Source organism: Terriglobus sp. YAF25 (genome assembly GCF_052113305.1).
In the GTDB taxonomy this organism is placed as follows: Bacteria; Acidobacteriota; Terriglobia; order Terriglobales; family Acidobacteriaceae; genus Terriglobus.
In genome coordinates this window covers 1-2,611 of the sequence record NZ_JBFRCY010000664.1, presented here as the reverse complement: position 1 = coordinate 2,611, position 2,611 = coordinate 1, and the positions used below count along the sequence as shown (strand labels likewise).

5 protein-coding genes are annotated in these 2,611 nt (G+C 60.8%); all 5 read right to left on the bottom strand.

Annotation, left to right across the window (positions count from 1 at the left end; all coding sequences use genetic code 11):
• Nucleotides 1-265, bottom strand: a 265-nt coding sequence (locus AB4043_RS22005; protein WP_442308095.1) for a CDP-alcohol phosphatidyltransferase family protein, incomplete at its 3' end; no start/stop codon positions are given.
• The gene (locus tag AB4043_RS22000; protein WP_442302423.1) at nt 265-891 is read right to left on the bottom strand and encodes a phosphatidylserine decarboxylase; all 627 of its coding nucleotides are present in this window, start codon (nt 889-891) and stop codon (nt 265-267) included. The genes AB4043_RS22000 and AB4043_RS22005, both read right to left, overlap by 1 nt.
• Before the next feature lie 477 nt (nt 892-1,368).
• Nucleotides 1,369-1,569 (bottom strand): DUF465 domain-containing protein, encoded by a 201-nt coding sequence (locus AB4043_RS21995; protein ID WP_442302415.1) that lies wholly within the window; start codon nt 1,567-1,569, stop codon nt 1,369-1,371.
• Between the two features lie 32 nt (nt 1,570-1,601).
• Nucleotides 1,602-2,090, bottom strand: coding sequence for a GNAT family N-acetyltransferase (locus AB4043_RS21990; protein ID WP_442308094.1), 489 nt, complete (start codon nt 2,088-2,090; stop codon nt 1,602-1,604).
• A gap of 289 nt (nt 2,091-2,379) precedes the next feature.
• On the bottom strand, nt 2,380-2,611 hold a 232-nt coding region (locus AB4043_RS21985; protein WP_442308093.1), incomplete at its 5' end, for a hypothetical protein.

Genomic DNA, 2,611 nt, shown 5'->3' with positions numbered 1-2,611 from the left:
CCGCCAGGCTGTCCAGCTCTTTGCCGAACTCGCTGGCCGTGTTGGTCATGCGGGCGATGCGGCCATCCAGAGCGTCGAAGGGCATGGCGAAGGCAATGGCGATCGCCGCGCGGTCGAAGTACCTAGCGTCTCCGGTCGATACCGCCTGAAGGCTCGACATCACGGCGTAGTACCCCACGGCGATATTGCCCGCGGTGAACAACGACGGAAGAACATACATGGCGCGCCGCGGCTGCATAGGGCGGCGCTCGATCAGCTCATCCATCAAGCCTCCGAAGCAACGGGCATCTCCGCCAGAATGGTCGATCCGCCCTTCACCCGCGATCCCTTCTTGACCTTCAGCACCGCATCCGAGGGCAACAGAACGTCGACACGCGATCCGAACTTGATGAGGCCGATGCGCTGTCCGCGCTCAACCTTGTCGCCAACCTTCAGATTGCAGACAATGCGGCGCGCCAACAGACCGGCGATCAGCTTGAAGCTGATCTGGTAGTTGGGGCCGTCAACGCTGACCAGCGTCTGCTCATTCACCAGAGACGAGTCCGGCGAGAGCGCGTTCTTGAACAGGCCCGTCCGATGGTCGACCTGCGTCACCGTACCTTCAATGGGCGAACGGTTCACGTGCACATCGAAGACGCTGAGGAAGACACTGATGCGCAGGCGCGAACCGGCACCTGTCTCAATCCATTCGGCCTCGGTCACCTTGCCGTCCGCCGGAGAGACAATGACTCCCCTGCCCTGCGGGATCGTACGCGAGGGGTCGCGGAAGAACCAGAGAAAGAACACCGCCAGCAGAACCGGAATCACTGCCAGCCAGGGCCACCCGGTCAACGAGAGAAGAACCGCAACGACACCCAGGCCGAGCGCATACAGAAAACCGTCACGCACCATAAAGTTCTTCCGATTATAGAGCCGCAGGAAGAAAAGGTCGTTATCCGGGGTCTTTCCCAACCTGTACATCGGGTGCCCCATGTCCCTCGGGGACATGGGCATCGCGCTATGCGCGACCGCCTTTTACTCAATCTCCTAACCCGGGGTGCCCCACCCTCGCAACGCTAGGGTGGGCAAGGAGGCCACGACCTCCTACCCCGGTATGACTTTTTTGTTTGTCATTTCGGAGCGACCGGAGGAAAGCGGAGAAACTTGCTTCTCTACCGATTTCATTCGTCCGAACAAACAAAAGAATTCGAGCTCCGCTCGAACGTCCCATGTCCCCGAGGGACACCACCCCAACGAACAAGTTCGCCGGGGACCCCGGACATGGGGCACCCGGTATATGGGGAGACACACCAAGAGCCCGAGGCCTTACAACCCGGCCCTTACTGCCGGCTCAAAACCAAGACGATGCTCCGCAGCTCCGGAAAGAACCTAGTCCGTCCGGAGATGCTCCATGGCATCCTTCAACTTCAACTTCATCTTTTTCAGGCGAATCTCTTCCCATTGGTCAGCCGGCGAAAGCAGCGGATTCAGGAGGAGATGGTCAAGACGTTCAGAGTATTGCGCGTGTTCCATCTGTAGCCGGGTGAACTGCTCATGACGAAACGACGCCTCGGTGTGCGCAGGAAGCATGAAGACCTCCGTTCAAACTGATGCCAAGGACTCTACTCCTGTCCTTTTTCCGCGGCAACTAGCTCTTGTGGAAACTGAAGGGACATCAACACGGCATCTTCCACCGGGTCGCGATAGTACCGCCGCCGCAGCCCCTCCTCCTGGAAACCAAGCCCCTGATAGAGCGCCCGCGCCGCCCCGTTGCCAGTCCGGACCTCCAGCATCAGGCGGATTGCTCCGGCAGCCTGGGCCTCGGCCAGCAGATACCGCAGAAGCCCATTCCCGAGGCCGTTCCGGCGATGGGCAGACGCCACCACAATCGCGTCCAGCTCGGCGACCACCTCACCGGGAATCCGCAGCAGCGATGCCACGGCATACCCGGYGACATCCGCGTCGTCCTCGGCGATCACGACAATGGCGTCGCCGGATAGCAGTCCCAGCCAGTGAACCGGAGTCCACTCGGGCATTCCAGGCGTCGCAGCCTGCAACCGTTGCAATGCAGCCACATCCCGCTCCTCCGCCCGTCGAATCACAGTTGCCATACAGGAATTATCGCTAACCCATACACCGGGGTGCCCCATATCTGCGAAGCAGATGTGGGAGTATCGGGGTCCCCGGCGAACTCGTTCGCTGGGGTGATTATCGAGCGGAGCTCGATCCGTCGCGCGTCGCGCGATGACCTCAGCGGTTAAAACCGCGTTCTCTGTGGGGCTCAATACGGGACGGCTGAAAGCCGTCCCCTTAAGCAGAACAATTCGAGCTTCCGCTCGAACATCCCACCCATCGCGATGCGATGGATGGGGCACCCAGTTCGTACCAATCCTTAGCCCCTTAGCCCCGTTCCAAGGCCCGCTCGGCATCCGGGCGTCGCAGATACAGGGCATCCACAGCTTCCGCGGTCACTGCTCTCCCTGCATCCAGTGCCGCGAGAGCCAGCCCCAGGCCATCTTTTGCAGTTGGTTCGGGAACACGAACAACCGTCAGCGCATCCAGAGAATCGGCAACGCGTTCTTCGCAGACCACCACCGTCGCCTTCGCAGGAACACGGCTCAGCATCTCCTGC